The following is a 14658-nucleotide window of genomic DNA, read 5'->3' as shown; positions in this document are numbered from 1 at the left end:
GCTTCTCAGGGTATCTGGCGCGAAAAATCAGTCGCCCCGGACACGGGGGATCAATAACGTTGTCCAAGTGCGTCTGCCATCCCGGCTCACCCCGTTGCGCTTCATCGGCGCCCTGCTCAGGGCCCGGCCATCACTGGCCGTGGCCTCCTGCGTGCTGGGTGCGGTCTGGTTGCTGCCCGGCGCATTGCTGCCACTCGTGATCGGAAACACCATCGAGGCCATCGCCCAGCAGCGCCCGGTCTGGGGTCAGGCCGGGCTCGTCGCGGGGCTGGCGGTGCTGCAGGCGGTGTTCGGTGCGGCGCTGATCTTCGCGGTGCACGGTTTCTGGCTGCACGGCGCGGCGAGCACCCAGCAGGTGATCGCCGACCACACCGCACGGCTCGGCGCTTCGCTGCGGGCGCAGGCCGCGACCGGTGACGTCATGGCGATCTCCTCGAGTGACATCGGCCGGATCGGCAACGTGCTCGAAGTGCTCGGCCGGATGTTCGGGGCGGTGGTGGCATTCCTCGTGGTCGGTATCGGACTGCTGTGGCTTTCCCCGGTGCTCGGCGCGGTGGCGATGCTCGGCGTGCCACTCGCGGTGCTGAGCATGGGCAGGCTCGTCGCCCCGCTGCAGAAGCGCAAAGGAGCCCAGCGCGAAGAACTCACCGAGGTCAACGCGATCGCCTCGGACATCGTGTCGGGTCTGCGGATCCTGCGTGGGGTCGGCGGGGAACAGCAGTTCCGCCAACGGTTCCGCACGGCCAGTCAGCGGGTGCGGATCGCCGGTGTGGGGGTGGCGCGCAGCGAGTCCTGGTTGATGGCGGCCGAGGTGCTGCTGCCGGGCCTGGTCACGGTGGTCATCACCTACCTGGGTGCCCGGCTCGCGGTCGCGGGCACGATCGGCGTCGGTGACCTGGTCACCTTCTACGCCGCGTCGGCCTTCCTGGTGGTGCCGGTGAGCACCGCGACCGAGTTCACGGCCGCGCTGACTTCGGCGCTGGTGTCGGCGAAGAAGGTGTGCGGGGTGCTGAGCCTCCGGCCGTTCCTGGCCGAACCGGCGGAGCCGGTCGCGTTGCCCGATGGGCCGCTGGAACTGCACGACAGCGAGACCGGGTTCACCGCGGTGGCGGGCAAGCTCACCGTGATCGACGCCGGGCCGGCTGCCGAGGCGCTGGCGGAGCGGATGGCGCGGTTCACCGATCCGGCGCCAGGCCATCGCGTGCTGGTGTCGGGCGTGCCGGCGGATCACGTCGCGCTGCCCGAACTCCGGTCGAGGGTGGTCTACGCGCACAACCAGGACCTGTGGTTTTCCGGCGCGTTGCGGGCACAGCTGGTGCCTGAGCAGCGGGCCCGGTCCGGGCTGGTGGCGGCTGACGCCGAGGACATCGTGGCCGGCTTCCCGGACGGTCTCGACGAGCTGATCGGTGAGCGCGGCCGCGAGGTGTCCGGTGGTCAGCGGCAACGGCTGAGCCTGGCCCGCGCGCTGGTACTCGACGCGGACACGCTCCTGCTCGACGAGCCGACCTCGGCGGTCGACACCCACACCGAGGCCCGCATCACCGAGCGCATCGCGGAACTGCGCCGGGGCAAGACAACAGTGGTGTTCACGGAAAGTCCTTTGTGGACTCTGGTGGCGGATGAGGTGATCTCGTGCCGGTGAGGCTGCCGCTCGCGACCACGCGGGCGGCGCGGGCGTGGTTGCGGGCGGCGCTGCGCACGCACCGCGCATCGTTCGTGACGGTGATCGGGTTGTTCTGCCTGGCCGCGGTCGCCGGGCTGGTCGGCCCGCAGGTGCTGGGTCATCTGGTGGATTCGGCGGTGTCCGGGCACGCGGATATCGAACTGCCCGCCCTGCTGTTCGTGGTGCTGCTGATCGTCCAGGCCGCGTTGAAGCGGGTCGCGCGGGTGCGTGCGGGGATGCTCGGCGAGCAGGTGCTCGCCGAGACCCGCGAGCGCTTCGTCGGGGAGGCGCTGCGGCTGCCGTTGAGCACGGTCGAGGCCGCGGGCACCGGCGACCTGCTCAGCCGCGCGACGACGGACGCCGACCGCATCGACCACGCGGTGCGCAACGCGATCCCGCAGATCGTGGTCGCCGGGATGACCGTGCTGCTGACGGTTGTCGCGATGGTCGTGACGTCACCGCTGCTGTCGCTCGCGTTGCTCGTCGCGGTGCCGTTGCTGTACTTCTCGTCGCGCTGGTACTGGTCGCGTGTCCCGGCGCGGATCGAGCGGATGCTCGACGCCTGGGCTGACGTCCAAAGTGGACTGCACGAGACCGCGGACGGCGCTCGTACCGCGGAGGCGCTGGGGCTCATCGACAGCCGCGTCAAGCTCGGCACGCGGACGCTCGGTCGCGCGGTCGAGCACGAGCGTGGGCTGCGGCGGCTGACGATCCGCTGGGTGCCGTGGATGCAGCTGTCACAGGTGCTTCCGATCGCGGTGCTGCTTCTGCTCGGTGCGTGGGCTTACGCGCAGGGACTGGCCGGGCTCGGCACCATCACGACGATGGCGGTGTACCTGCAGGCGCTCGGCGCGCCACTGGAGGAGTTGCTGTGGTGGACCGAGGACATGCTGGTCTCGGGCACGGCGCTGCGGCGGGTACTGGGTGTCGAGGGCACGGACCGGCCCGGGCGCGGGCAGCCGCACGGCCGGGAGATCGTGGTACGTGAGGTCCGGTACGGCTACACCGCCGGGCGCGAGGTGTTGCACGGGATCGAATTGCGGATCCCGCCGGGTGAGCGGCTCGCGATCGTCGGGCCGTCCGGTGCGGGCAAGTCGACCCTCGGCCGGTTGCTGGCCGGGGTCGCGGCGCCGCGCTCGGGCTCGGTGACCGTGGGCGGCGCGGAGGTTTCCGAGCTGGCGGAGGATGTGCTGCGCGGCGAGGTGCTGTTGCTGACCCAGGAACACCACGTGTTCGCCGGGTCCCTGCGCGAGAACCTGACGCTGCCTGCCGGTGACTGGACCGACGCGGATCTGCTGCGGGCGCTGACCGCGGTCGGGCTGGCCGGCTGGTTTTCCGCGCTGCCCGAGGGGCTCGGCACGCGCCTGGGCGCGGGTGCGCTGGCCGTCCCGGCGGCGGTCGCTCAGCAACTGGCACTGGCGCGGGTCGTGCTGGCGGACCCGCACACGGTGGTGCTCGACGAGGCGACGTCGCTGCTGGACACGTCGTCGGCGCGGCAGCTGGAGCGCTCCCTCAACGGCGTGCTCGAAGGACGGACAGTGATCGCCATCGCCCACCGCCTGCACACCGCGGCAGCGGCTGACCGGGTGGCGGTGGTCGAGGACGGGCGGATCACGGAGCTGGGCCCGCACGCCGAGCTGCTGCGTGCGGGCGGCCCCTACGCCCGGTTGGTGGAGGCGGCGGTGCCGGTGTACTGAGCCGTTGGTTACCAATCCGACCACAGTCACGGCTATCCGGCTTGCGTGGCAACGGTTACGTGCTGCTCGGGGTCTGCCTACTTTTGGCCGGATTGGTAACTCAGCCGGCCACCAATGCGTCCACAGCCGAGAAGAACATGCCCAGCCCGTCGTCCGAGGGGCCGGTGAGGGCGTCGATGGCGTGCTCGGGGTGCGGCATCAGGCCGACGACGCGGCCGTTCGCACTGGTGATGCCCGCGATGTCGTTACGGGAGCCGTTCGGGTTCTCGCCCACGTAGCGGAAAACCACGCGACCGTCGCCTTCCAGTTCGTCCAAAGTGGACTGGTCGGCGACGTACCCGCCCTCGCCGGACTTCAGCGGGATCAGGATTTCCGCGGCCTTGTCGTACCTCGTGCTCCACGCGGTCGAGTTGTTCTCCACCCGCAGCCACTGGTCCCGGCACACGAAGTGCAGGTTCTTGTTGCGCACCAACGCTCCCGGCAGCAGCCCGGCCTCGCACAGGATCTGGAAGCCGTTGCAGATGCCGAGCACCGGCATGCCCTTGCCGGCCGCTTCGACGACCGACGACATCACCGGGGCGAAGCGGGCGATCGCGCCGCAGCGCAGGTAGTCCCCGTAGGAGAACCCGCCCGGCACGATGACCGCGTCGACCCCGTGCAGATCCTCGTCCGCGTGCCACAACGACACCGCCTCGGCGTCGGCATACCGGACCGCGCGGGCCGCGTCGACGTCGTCGAGCGTGCCGGGGAACGTGATGACGCCGATCTTCACGACACCCTCACCCGGTCGGTTGTCGTGAGCCGGGCTCCGCCATTGTCGCTCACGACACCCTCCGTACGGTCCACTCCTCGATCACCGGGTTCGCCAGGAACCCTTCGGCGATCTTGGCCAATGTTTCGTCGTCGACCGAGTCGTCGACCTCCAACTCGAAGTGCTTACCCTGCCGCACTTCGGTGACTCCGGTGAAGCCGAGCCGTGGCAGCGCGCCTGCCACAGCCTGGCCTTGCGGGTCCAGGATCTCGGGTTTGGGCATGACGTCGACCACGACTCGGGCCACGGTGGGTGCTCCCAGGTATTCGCAGGTAGGGCGGTACTTGTAGAGCCTAACCGACGAACTTCAGGCGACGACCTGGACCTCGTCACCCGGGTGCAGCTGGTTGTAGAACGTCACGGCGTCCTGGTGCGACAGGTGCACACAGCCGTGCGACTTGCGCGTCAAGCTGCCCTCGTGCAGCGCCACGCCGGTGTTGGTGAAGAACACCGAGTACGGCATCGGCCCGTTGAACTGCTTGCTGTAGTGGTCGATGTCCTTGTACTGGACGTGGAAGATCCCCTTCGGGGTCGGATACCGGGGCAGTCCCGGCGTCGCCGGCACCGGGCCCGTGGTGACGGTCCCGTTGTTCTGCAACCACGCCTTTCCAGTGCTCAGCTGCACGCAGGCCTTGGCCTGCGGTTCACAGGGCGTCGGCGAGGCCTGAGCTGCAGGTGCGGCCAGCCCGAGCGCACCGATCGCCGCTGCTCCCAGTACGGTTCCGGTGAGAATTCGCAAGGTAGCCATACATCCGGTTACCCCTTCTTGTAGCGGCCATACATCAGGGTCGCCAACTTCGCGAAGAGCTTGTCGGTCCGGCGGGTCCGGCTGAACGTCGTGAGCTTGAGCGGCACGGGGAACCGCTGGTACGCGACGGCTTTCGGCCGCGAGAACTCGCGCAGGCCCTCCGGCCCGTGGATCCGCCCGAAGCCGGAGTCGCCCACCCCGCCGAACGGCAGCGAACCCATGCCGGTGAACGAGAACGGCGCGTTCACCGACGTCATCCCGGCTTTCAGCCGCGCGGCGATCGCGGGGCCGCGGTGCCGGGAGAACACCGTCGACCCCAGGCCGTAGCGGGTCGCGTTGGCCTTTTCGACGGCCTCGTCCATGTCACGCACCTTGGCGACGGTCAGGGTCGGCCCGAAGGTCTCCTCGGTGACGGCCTCGGAGTCCTCGGGCACGTCGACGAGCACCGTCGGCTGCACGTACCGCTCGCCCACCGCGTTCGCGCCGCCGGTCAGCGCGCGCCCGCCGCGAGCCAGCGCGTCGGTGATGTGCCGGCGGATCACGTCGAGCTGCGACGGCATGGTCATCGGGCCGTACTCGGTGCCGGGCCGGACCTTGCCGGTCAGCTCCACGACCTTGTCGACGAAGCGGTCGTAGACGTCTTCGTGCACGTAGACCCGCTCGACCCCGACACAGGTCTGGCCGGCGTTGGAGAAGGCACCCCAGACGGCGGCGTCCGCGGCGGCGGCGACATCGGCGTCGTTGTCCACGAGCAACGCGTCCTTGCCGCCCGCCTCGATGACGACCGGGGTGAGCGTCTCCGCGGCGGCGGCCATGATCTTCTTGCCGGTCGCGGTCGAACCGGTGAACGCGATCTTGTCCACCCCGGCCGAAACCAGTGCGGCCCCGGTCTGGCCGAACCCGGTGACCAGCTGCAGAACCGGCTGCTCCGGGACGACCTCGGCGAAGCTGTCGACCAGCCACTTGCCGACGCCGGGCGTGTACTCGCTCGGCTTGAACACGACGGCGTTGCCCGCTGCCAGCGCGTAGGTGATCGAGCCCATCGGCGTGTACACCGGGTAGTTCCACGGCCCGATCACGCCGATCACCCCGAGCGGCTGATACTCGACCGACGCCGTGTGGTTGCCCAGCAGCAGCCCGGGCGAACGGCGCTGCGTGCCGAGAACCTTGGGCGCGTGCTTGGCGGCCCACACGATGTGCTCGATCGCCAGCACGGTCTCCAGCTGCGCGTCACCGTGCGGCTTCCCGGTCTCCCGCTGCACGACGGCGCACAGCTCGTCGAGCCGGCGGGTCACGTGCGCCGCCCACTGCCGCAGCCGTGCAGCGCGCCCGTCGAACCCGAGCGACGCCCACCAGACCGCGGCGCCTCGCGCCCGTCCGACAGCGTCGCCGACCTGCTCGGCGCTGTGCACAGGGTAGGTCCCGACGACCTCATCGCTCGCTGGATCCAGTGACTCGAAGGTCTCCTGCGCGACGCCCACGTCGGTCATACGGCCCTCCCTACTCGTTGGTAACCCCAGCATGGCACAACGAGGAGCGGAATAGGATGGTGACGAAAATATGCAGAGGAGTGAATACATGAAGATTGTCCACTTTGGACACTCCTGTGTCCTGCTGCAGACGGATGGCGCACGGATTCTCATCGACCCCGGCGCGTTCTCCGCCGGTTTCGAAAGCGAGCGGGAACTGTCCGCCGTGTTCATCACCCACCAGCATTTCGACCACATCGACGCCGACAAGCTGCCCGCCCTGCTGGAAGCGAACGCGGACGCGAAGCTGATCGTCGACCCTGGCACCGAAGAGACCGTCGCCAAGCTGGGCGTCGAGTTCCAGATCATCCAGCCCGGGGACGCGCTCGAGATCGGCGGCACTGCGGTCAACGCGGTCGGCGGACAGCATGCCGTGATCCACCGGGACATCCCGGTCATCCCCAACGTCGGCCTCATCTTCGGGCACGGCGCCTTCTACCACCCCGGCGATGCGTTCCACGTGCCCGAACAGAAGATCGACGTGCTCGGGCTGCCGACCGGCGCGCCGTGGCTCAAGGCCGGTGAGGCGGTGGACTTCCTGCGTGCCGTCGGGCCCCGGCTCGCCGTGCCGATCCACGAGGCGGTGCTCGTGAACCCGGCGATGCACTACGGGTTGTTCACCAACCTCGCGCCCGAGGGCACCGAGGTCCGGGTCGCGCCCCGGGGTAAGGCCGTCAGACTCTGATACGTGGTGCCGAACGCCCGGTTCTCCAACGCGACATCGACCGCGTCGAGCAGCGCCTGCCGGAGGCCGGGGCGTGCCAGGTCGGCCGCGTCCACACCGAGCCGCACCAGGCCGCCGCGCCGGGCCGCCCGCGCGGACGCCAGCACCAGCGCGAAGCAGCGCACCGTTTCGGTCCGCTGCGACGAGGTCGCGAAGTCCTGGACGCGCGCCCGGTGCACGGTGCCGGTCTGCAGTTCGTGCACCGCGTTCACGTCCGCGCAAAGCCGGAAACCTTGACCGCGCAACGCTTCCAGTGTGCCGCGGGAGGCGAGCCAGCGCGGCGGGGCGAACCCGTCGGCGGCCAGCCCCGCCCGGTCGAACGCGGCCTGCGCGGCGATCAACCGCAACCGCGCCTCGTGCGCGGGCAGCGCGGCGAACTCGGCCTTCCGGCCGAAATGCGCGCGGTGCGCCGGCGCGACCCGGTGGTCGAACCCATGCAGGAGCAACCCGTCGCCGAGCCGTCTGCGGGCACGCACCCATTCGGTCACCGCCGCGGGACCGGCCAGCTGCGGCGCGAACAGCAACGACAGCGGAACCTTCCGCTGGTCCAGTTCGGCCGCCAGATCGGCACAGCGATGCAGCGTCCGGGGGCCGATGCCGGACAGCGAGACCAGCAGGCGGGCATCCATAACGCCATTACCGCATTCGAAGGTGGCGTTGTGCTTACCGTCGAATTACGCCCCGCTACCGGCCGGCGGAATTCCTACAGAATCGGCGCCGGCACGTAGTTCGTCGCCTCCGGGAACCGCTCCAGCACGCTTTCCACCTGCTTCGCGACGGCCGCGACCTGCGCGGGCGCCACACCGGTGAACGACAACCGGTCCGCCAGCAGCCGGTCAAGGTCCTCGCGGGTGAGCGGCAGCCGCTCGTCGGCGGCCAGCCGGTCCAGAAGGTCGTTGTGGCTCAAGCCTTTCTCGCGCATCGCGAGCGCGACGGCGACGGCGTTCTCCTTGATCGCCTCATGCGCGGTCTCGCGGCCGACCCCGGCGCGCACCGCGGCCATCAGCACCTTCGTGGTCGCCAGGAACGGCAGGTAACGGTCGAGTTCGCGGGCCACCACCGCGGGGAAGGCACCGAATTCCGTGAGCACCGTCAGAAACGTCTCGAGCAGCCCGTCGAGCGCGAAGAACGCGTCCGGCAACGCGACCCGGCGCACCACCGAGTCCGACACGTCGCCCTCGTTCCACTGGTCACCAGCCAGCTCGCCGACCATCGACAGGTGACCGCGCAACACGACCGCGAGCCCGTTGACCCGCTCGCACGAGCGCGTGTTCATCTTGTGTGGCATCGCCGAAGAGCCGACCTGACCGGGTTTGAAGCCCTCGGTCACCAGCTCGTGCCCCGCCATCAGCCGGATCGTCTTGGCCAGGCTCGACGGCGCGGCGGCCAGCTGCACCAGCGCGGAGAGCACGTCGAAGTCCAGCGACCGCGGATACACCTGGCCGACACTGGTGAACGTCCGGGAAAAGCCGAGATGCTCCGCGATCCGACGCTCCAGCAAGTCCAAAGTGGACTCATTCCCGAGCAGGTCCAGCATGTCCTGCGCGGTGCCGACGGGCCCCTTGATCCCGCGCAGCGGGTAGCGGGCGGTCAGGTCGTCGAGCCGCTCGAACGCGACCAGCAACTCGTCGGCGGCGGTGGCGAACCGCTTGCCCAGCGTCGTCGCCTGCGCCGCGACATTGTGCGACCGGCCCGCCATGACCAGGTCGGAGTGTTCGACGGCGAGTATCGCGAGCCTTGCCAGCACCGTCGCGACGCGTCCGCGCAGCAACTCCAGCGAACGGCGGATCTGCAACTGCTCGACGTTTTCGGTCAAGTCACGCGACGTCATGCCCTTGTGCACGTGTTCGTGCCCGGCGAGCGCGTTGAACTCCTCGATGCGGGCCTTCACGTCGTGCCGGGTGACGCGTTCACGTTCGGCGATGGAGGCCAGATCGACCTCGCCGAGCACGCGCTCGTAGTCCTCGATGACCCCGTCCGGCACCTCGACACCCAGCTCCCGCTGCGCGCGCAGCACCGCGATCCACAACTCGCGCTCCAAGATCACCTTCTGTTCCGGTGACCACAACGAGACAACTTCAGGCGAGGCGTAGCGCGCGGCGAGGACGTTCGGGATCTGGGGTTTCGTCACACGTCAAGGGTAAGTGAGCGCGTCACGCAGCATGGCGCGGGCGACCCCGCGGGGATCGGGGGCCACCTCGATGAAGGCGTTGACGACGGCGCCGTCCACCAGCGCGACGAGCTCGACGAGACGTTTCTCCTCGACCGGCCTGCCGGAGCGGGCAAAGATCTCGGTGAGCAGCTCGTACAGCTCGACCTGCATCGCGCGCATCAGCGGGCGCAGGTACGGCCTGCGACCGGTCGTGACGAGCCGTTCGTAGCGCAGCAGCACCGCCTCGTATGTGGTGTCCTCGCCCAGCAACTGGTCGAGCACCACTTCGACGAGGGTGTCCACGCCGAGCGGTTCGGTGCCCAGCTTGTCCAGCTGCGCACGGCCTTGCGCCAGCTCGAACCGGCCGCGATATTCGACCGCGGCGGCGACCAGGTCTTCGAGCGAGTCGAAGTAATAGGTGGTCGAGGCCAGCGGCAGACCGGCGCGTTCGGCGACGGCACGGTGGCGGACCGCGTCGAAACCGCTCTCCACGAGCAGTTCCGCGGCGGCCTCCACGAGGGCGGCACGCCTGCGCTCGCCCTTCGGCGTGCTGGCGGCGGTCATCTTGTGAGTTTAGAAACGAGGGCTCAACGCTTGCGCGATGCGGTCGAGGTCGCCCGGCAGCGGTGGTGCGCTACCCGGGTCGGGCGTGCTCACCACGAGCACTGTGCCACCGCTCGCCGTGCGTTCTCCAACGGAGTTGGCCACCGGCGGAACCTTCGTCCCCGCGGGGAAAACGGTCACCGAAATGACCCCGCGCCGGTCGCCGTCAGTGACATGGAACCCCGCCGATCGAGTGGCCGTCGGACAGATGCGGCCAAAAACCGGTCCGGTCGCTCCGGTCACCGGGAGCTCGCCAGCGAGGGCAATGGCGAGCTCCCGGTCGACCTTTTCGCACCCGGGGGTGCCTTCGGCCCGGGGGCCGTCCTCCCCGTTCCCGCCGCTTCCCTGCAAGGGCGAGGGAACAGGTGAGGCCTCTGTGGGACGCGTGGGCGCGCTCGCGGGTTGCGCCGACTGCGTCCCCGATGATCGAAAGTAGGCCAATCCGCCGATGCCGGCAGCGGCGAGCACGATGACCAGGCACGCGACCGACAACAGGACCGCCGACCGCCTTCGCGCCGCTGCCCTGGCGGACGCGGCGGTCACGTCCGCGAGGCCGAAACCGGGCGGAGGCGGATCGCCCGGCGCGGCCCGGAACAGCGTCTCGAGTTCCTTCTCATCCATGCGTCTCCACCTCCTCGCCCAGTACCGCGCGCAGTCGCGCGAGCCCGCGTGCCGTCTGGCTCTTCACATTTCCTTCGCTGCAGCCCAGTACCTTCGCGACACCGGCGACGTCCAGCCCCTCGAAGTACCGCAGCACCAGCACCGCCCGCTGCTTCGGCGGCACCTCCGTCAATCCGGCCAGCAGGTCCGCGCGCAGCGCCACCTGCTCGTCGAGCCGCTCACCTGCCGGCTCCGGTTCCGGCACCTGATCGACGTGCTGTTCCCGCCGCCATGGCCGGCGGGACTCGTCGATCGACGCCCGCACGAGCGTCTTGCGCAGGTACGCGTCGGTCGCGCCGCGGTCGCGGATGCGGTTCCACCTGCGGTGCAGCGCGACGAACGCGGTCTGCGCAAGATCATCCGCGCGATGCCAGTCGCCGCAAAGCAGGTACGCGGTCCGGCGCACGGAGTCCTGCCTGGCGGCGAAGTACTCCGCGAACTCCTGCTCGTCGTGCTCGTTCACCGGCCTCCCGGAACGTCTCTATGGGTGGACGGAATCCATGCCCGTAACGGTTGCACGTGGGTTGTAGATCATCTAACGCGTGTGATGTGATCTAACCGTGATCTCACACGATGCCAAATCGCTCGATTTCCGCTCGGACACCGTGACCCAGCCGGACGACGCGATGCGCAGAGCGATGGCATCCGCGGAGGTCGGGGACAACGTGCTCGGCCACGACCCCACCGTGAAGGCCCTCGAAGAGCGGGCCGCGGCGGTGCTCGGCATGCCGGCCGCGCTCTGGACACCGAGCGGCACGATGGCCAATCTCATCGCCCTCAGCCTGCACCTGCAGCGTGGTGATCGCTTTCTCGCCCCGCGCGGCGCACACGTGCTGCAGAACGAACTGGGCTCGGCCGCGTGGCTCGCCGGCGGGATGCCGGACCCGATGGAACACGACGCCGGACCCGGCAGGCCGACGCCGGAAACGCTGGCGGCCGCGATCGGCGCGCCCGTCAGCTCGTACCTCGAGCTCCGCACCACCTTGCTGTGTCTGGAAAACACCCACAACGCGTCCGGCGGCGCGGTGATCCCGCCGCACGAACACGCGCAGCTGCTGTCCACCGCACGCCAGGCTGGATTGCGCGTGCACCTCGACGGCGCCCGGATCTGGCACGCCGCGGTCGCGCTCGGTCTGCCGCCGGCCGCGTTGACCGTCGGCGTCGACACGGTGTCGGCCTGTTTCTCGAAGGGCCTCGGCGCGCCGGTCGGCTCGGTCGTCGCCGGCAGCCAGAGCTTCGTCGAACGCGCACGCCGGCTGCGGCACATGCTCGGTGGCGGGGTGCGGCAGGGCGGGGTACTCGCCGCGGCGGCGCTGGTCGGCCTCGACCGGATCGGTGACCTGAGCGAGGACCACGAGAAAGCCCGCAAGCTTGCCGCCGGGCTGGCCGAGTTCGGCTGGGAGGTCAACACGCCGGAGACGAACATCGTGCTGGCGCGCGTCGCCGATGTCGCGGTGACGCTCGACTCGCTCGGTGCACTTGGCATCCAGGCGTCGGTGCTCGGTGGCCGGGTAAGGTTCGTCACGCATCGTGACTTGTCGGTGGCGGATGTCGAGGAGGCATTGCGCCGGATCAAAGCCGGGGGGCATCCGTGACCACGCGCGGGGAACATCGAGCGACCTGGGTCGTTTTCGACTACGGCGAGGTGATCTCCAGCCGCACCACGGCGCTGCCGCGGCTGGCCTCGACGATGGGCGTCGCGCTGGGTGAGTTCGAGCCGCACTACTGGGCTTTCCGCGACCGGTACGACCGCGGCTGCTCGGATCTGGAGTACTGGAGCGCGATCGGCGCCGAGCTCGGCGTGCCCGTCGATGAGTCCACTTCGGACACTCTGACGCGGATCGACATCGAGGGCTGGTCCACGCTGGAGCCCTCGACGGTCGAGCTGATCACCGCGCTCGCGATCGCGGACAAGGCGCTGGCCCTGCTGTCGAACGCACCCGTCTCGTTCGCCCGGCACGCGGAAAAGCAGGACTGGGCAAAGAATTTCCGGGTCCTGCTCTTCTCCGGTGACGTCGGAGTCGCCAAGCCGGACCCGGAAATCTTCAAGCTGCTGCTCGAGCGGCTCGACGTGCCCGCGGACGAGTGCGTCTTCTTCGACGACCGGGAGTCCAATGTGGAAGGAGCACGCGCGGCGGGGCTGCAAGCCTTCCAATGGCGTGGCCGCCCAGCTGCCTTCTAGCGCAGACGCTTGGGTTCGCTGCGTCCCTTGACCGCACGGTAAGCGGCGGTGCCGAGGAAGGCCACGCCGCCGATGATGGCGATCCACACCACGGCCTTCAGCAGGAAACCGACCACCGATCCGATCACCATGAACGCCAGCCAGGCGATGATGAGTGCCCCGACGATTTTCCAGAACATGGCATCCCTCCGGTTACCTCGCGGGCTGTCCGGCCCGCTACGAGCAAGGCTCTCAGGTTTTCGCCGGTAAAGCCCGCTGCTCCGGCAACGTTCAGGGGAAAGCCGGGGTTCCCCCCGATGGGAGCCAGTCGCCCAGTCGCCGCACGCCCTCCATGACTTCTTTGGTGGCCCCCGCGAACGAGAACCGTACGTAACCGCCGCCTCGCACCGGGTCGAAGTCGATACCGGGGGTGATGGCGACGCCGGTATCGGCCAGCAGACGCTGGCACCAGCTGAGGCTTTCGTTGGTGTGCTGGGAAACATCCACGTAGGCATAGAAAGCGCCGTCGACCGGCGCGACCCGGTCGAGGCCGATCCCGCGCAGGGCTTCCAGCAGCAGATCGCGGTTCGCCCGGTAGTGCGCCACATGCCCGTCCAGCTCGGCGTACGACTCGGGCTCAAAAGCGGCGACGGCGGCGTGCTGGGCGAGCGCCGGTGCGCAGATGTTGAGATTTCCGGTGAGCACGTCCACCGGGCGGTGCAGCCGGCGCGGCACCAGCATCCAGCCGAGCCGCCAGCCGGTCATCGCGAAGTACTTCGAGAACGAGCCGAGCACGATCGCGTCGGGCGAACTCTGCCAGGCACAACCGAGTTCGGTGTCGTAGGAGATGCCGTGGTAGATCTCGTCGCTGATCAGCTGCACGCCGTGCGCGGCGCACCAGCCGGCGATGGCCGCGAGCTCACCGGGCGCCAGCACGGTCCCGGCCGGGTTGGTCGGACTGGCGACGACGAGTCCCGCGATCGGGCCCAGTTCGTCGAGCAGTTCCACGGTCGGCTGGAACCGGGTCGACTCGTCGGTCTGGAACTCCACGACCTCACAACCCAAGGCGGACAACAGGTTCCGGTACGCGGGATAGCCCGGCCGCGCCATCGCCACCCGGTCCCCGGCGTCGAAAGCCGACAGGAACGACAGCATGAACCCGCCGGAGGACCCGGTGGTGACGATGACGTCGTCGGGGCTGACTTCGAGCCCGTACCGGTGGTCGTAGTGACCCGCGATCGCTTCGCGCAACTCGGGAATGCCCAGCTGGACGGTGTAACCGAGGTTCTGCTCGCGCAGCGCGCGTTCCGCGGCGCGCAGCACAGGCCGTGGCGCGCCCGCGGTCGGCTGGCCGGCGGCCAGGGAGATCACGTCACCGTGGGTGCGCTGGCGTGCGTGCGCGGCGGACAGCACATCCATCACGTGGAACGGGGCGACATCCGAACGTCGGGAGGGACCGGCGAAATCGACCATGACTTGAGACTAGGGCGCACCCGAAGCAGGTCCGGCAGGGCCGTCAGTACCCGACGTAGCCGCCACCGTGCGCCATGGCCTGCAGCCCCGGCGTGCTCGCGATGCTGCCGTACCGGCTGATCGTGTACCGCACCCCGGCGATGATGTTGTCGATCGGGTTGTAGATGTCGTTGTGCCCGGGAAGCTTGTACGAGTTGAACGTCGAGTCGATGGTCTGCATGAGACCCTTCGACGGGTGCCCGGCCGTGGCGTTGGAGTCCCAGAGGTTGATCGCGTTCGGGTTACCGCCGGACTCGTGCTGGATGATCGCCCAGATGTTCTGGACGTCGGCTTCGGTGACGTTGACCCCGGCGGCCTGCAACTCCCGGATCGCCTCTTCGATCCACTGCTGCACGTTGCCGGGCGGCTGACCGACGGGCGGGCCACCGCTCGGGCCG

At 69.3% G+C, this 14658-nt stretch carries 17 protein-coding genes; 5 read left to right on the top strand and 12 right to left on the bottom strand.

Going from position 1 to position 14658, the window contains the following annotated elements; translation table 11 throughout:
* Positions 1 to 67: 67 nt before the first annotated feature.
* Positions 68 to 1642 (top strand): ABC transporter ATP-binding protein, encoded by a 1575-nt coding sequence (locus GKO32_RS29340; RefSeq protein ID WP_312868731.1) that lies wholly within the window; start codon positions 68 to 70, stop codon positions 1640 to 1642.
* Positions 1633 to 3360, top strand: a complete 1728-nt coding sequence (locus GKO32_RS29335) for an ABC transporter ATP-binding protein (RefSeq protein WP_376766007.1) — start codon at positions 1633 to 1635, stop codon at positions 3358 to 3360. Before GKO32_RS29340 ends, GKO32_RS29335 begins: the two co-directional genes overlap by 10 nt.
* 100 nt (positions 3361 to 3460) lie before the next feature.
* Here the strand turns inward: GKO32_RS29335 and purQ are convergent, their stop codons facing one another.
* The 4 genes from purQ to GKO32_RS29315 are packed head-to-tail and all read right to left on the bottom strand — an operon-like array spanning position 3461 to position 6409.
* Complete coding sequence (gene purQ / locus GKO32_RS29330) at positions 3461 to 4132, bottom strand: phosphoribosylformylglycinamidine synthase subunit PurQ (RefSeq protein WP_312868730.1); 672 nt, start codon at positions 4130 to 4132, stop codon at positions 3461 to 3463.
* A 49-nt stretch (positions 4133 to 4181) separates the two neighbouring features.
* Entirely contained in the window at positions 4182 to 4418 is a 237-nt protein-coding gene (gene purS, locus GKO32_RS29325; protein ID WP_312868728.1) for a phosphoribosylformylglycinamidine synthase subunit PurS, read from the bottom strand.
* A gap of 60 nt (positions 4419 to 4478) precedes the next feature.
* Positions 4479 to 4919 carry a L,D-transpeptidase gene (locus GKO32_RS29320; protein WP_154760151.1) on the bottom strand — a complete coding sequence of 147 codons (441 nt, stop codon included), beginning with the start codon at positions 4917 to 4919 and terminating at the stop codon, positions 4479 to 4481.
* An 8-nt stretch (positions 4920 to 4927) separates the two neighbouring features.
* Positions 4928 to 6409: an aldehyde dehydrogenase family protein gene (locus GKO32_RS29315; protein ID WP_154760150.1), complete on the bottom strand. Its 1482-nt coding sequence runs from the start codon at positions 6407 to 6409 to the stop codon at positions 4928 to 4930.
* An 88-nt stretch (positions 6410 to 6497) separates the two neighbouring features.
* Between GKO32_RS29315 and GKO32_RS29310 the strand changes: the two genes are divergently transcribed.
* Positions 6498 to 7133, top strand: coding sequence for an MBL fold metallo-hydrolase (locus GKO32_RS29310; RefSeq protein ID WP_154760149.1), 636 nt, complete (start codon positions 6498 to 6500; stop codon positions 7131 to 7133).
* Here the strand turns inward: GKO32_RS29310 and GKO32_RS29305 are convergent.
* The 5 genes from GKO32_RS29305 to GKO32_RS29285 form a co-directional block, all read right to left on the bottom strand.
* Positions 7055 to 7801 carry a DUF2334 domain-containing protein gene (locus GKO32_RS29305; protein ID WP_154760148.1) on the bottom strand — a complete coding sequence of 249 codons (747 nt, stop codon included), beginning with the start codon at positions 7799 to 7801 and terminating at the stop codon, positions 7055 to 7057. The genes GKO32_RS29310 and GKO32_RS29305 overlap by 79 nt on opposite strands.
* Positions 7802 to 7875: 74 nt before the next feature.
* Complete coding sequence (gene purB / locus GKO32_RS29300) at positions 7876 to 9303, bottom strand: adenylosuccinate lyase (RefSeq protein WP_312868727.1); 1428 nt, start codon at positions 9301 to 9303, stop codon at positions 7876 to 7878.
* A gap of 3 nt (positions 9304 to 9306) precedes the next feature.
* Positions 9307 to 9888, bottom strand: coding sequence for a TetR/AcrR family transcriptional regulator (locus tag GKO32_RS29295; RefSeq protein WP_154760147.1), 582 nt, complete (start codon positions 9886 to 9888; stop codon positions 9307 to 9309).
* A gap of 9 nt (positions 9889 to 9897) precedes the next feature.
* Positions 9898 to 10548: a hypothetical protein gene (locus tag GKO32_RS29290; RefSeq protein ID WP_154760146.1), complete on the bottom strand. Its 651-nt coding sequence runs from the start codon at positions 10546 to 10548 to the stop codon at positions 9898 to 9900.
* Positions 10541 to 11050, bottom strand: coding sequence for a SigE family RNA polymerase sigma factor (locus tag GKO32_RS29285; protein ID WP_312868726.1), 510 nt, complete (start codon positions 11048 to 11050; stop codon positions 10541 to 10543). The genes GKO32_RS29290 and GKO32_RS29285 overlap by 8 nt, the downstream gene beginning before the upstream one ends.
* A gap of 100 nt (positions 11051 to 11150) precedes the next feature.
* On the opposite strand from GKO32_RS29285, the gene GKO32_RS29280 reads away from it, so the two are divergent.
* The gene (locus GKO32_RS29280; protein WP_312868750.1) at positions 11151 to 12182 is read left to right on the top strand and encodes a threonine aldolase family protein; all 1032 of its coding nucleotides are present in this window, start codon (positions 11151 to 11153) and stop codon (positions 12180 to 12182) included.
* A complete protein-coding gene (locus tag GKO32_RS29275) occupies positions 12179 to 12769 on the top strand; it encodes an HAD family hydrolase (protein ID WP_312868725.1) in 591 nt (196 codons plus the stop codon). Before GKO32_RS29280 ends, GKO32_RS29275 begins: the two co-directional genes overlap by 4 nt.
* On the opposite strand, the gene GKO32_RS29270 is transcribed toward GKO32_RS29275, so the two are convergent.
* From GKO32_RS29270 to GKO32_RS29260, 3 genes are all read right to left on the bottom strand, one after another.
* Positions 12766 to 12948 carry a hypothetical protein gene (locus GKO32_RS29270; RefSeq protein WP_154760145.1) on the bottom strand — a complete coding sequence of 61 codons (183 nt, stop codon included), beginning with the start codon at positions 12946 to 12948 and terminating at the stop codon, positions 12766 to 12768. The genes GKO32_RS29275 and GKO32_RS29270 overlap by 4 nt on opposite strands.
* Positions 12949 to 13039: 91 nt before the next feature.
* Entirely contained in the window at positions 13040 to 14221 is a 1182-nt protein-coding gene (locus GKO32_RS29265) for a pyridoxal phosphate-dependent aminotransferase (protein ID WP_154760144.1), read from the bottom strand.
* A 43-nt stretch (positions 14222 to 14264) separates the two neighbouring features.
* The coding region (locus GKO32_RS29260) for a transglycosylase SLT domain-containing protein (RefSeq protein WP_154760143.1) at positions 14265 to 14658 on the bottom strand (394 nt) is incomplete at its 5' end.

Origin of the sequence: Amycolatopsis pithecellobii (assembly GCF_009707865.1) — a bacterium.
GTDB lineage: Bacteria > Actinomycetota > Actinomycetes > Mycobacteriales > Pseudonocardiaceae > Amycolatopsis_E > Amycolatopsis_E pithecellobii.
Note: the sequence above shows the minus strand (reverse complement) of the source record. Positions and strands in the feature narration are given on the sequence as shown.